Annotated in this window: 1 protein-coding gene; it reads right to left on the bottom strand. The window is 40.2% G+C overall.

Translation table 11 applies throughout. The features are described 5' to 3' along the window. The coding region (locus WDB87_RS00015) for a hypothetical protein (protein WP_337848630.1) at positions 1–381 on the bottom strand (381 nt) is incomplete at both ends.

Below are 381 nucleotides of genomic sequence, written 5' to 3'. Positions count from 1 at the left end.
CTTAGCGGGTTACCGGCTTTATCTGACACATTAGCTGTTGCTGTTAATATGCCATCGTTTAGTGCACTTGCATCAATAGGTGCTGTAACATATTCGCCATTTGTAACAGTTGCAAAAACTTCTACAGGTTCGTTAACACCATCACTAATTGTTATGGTAACAACTTGCCCATCTTCAACATCGTCAACTAAACCACTCACCACTATTGCGGCACTTTCACCATTTCCATTAATAACACCATCTTCGGTTTTATCAATATTAATAGAAAGTGAAGTTGTATTATCGAGCTCAACTGAATCTTGTGCGCTTACAGGGTTACCTGCTAAATCTGATACGCTTGCTGTAGCAGTTAATGTGCCGTCGTTTAATGCGCTTGCATCA

It is taken from the genome of Pseudoalteromonas sp. C12FD-1 (genome assembly GCF_037414265.1).
Lineage (GTDB): Bacteria > Pseudomonadota > Gammaproteobacteria > Enterobacterales > Alteromonadaceae > Pseudoalteromonas.
This window is presented reverse-complemented; position numbering and strand designations above follow the sequence as displayed.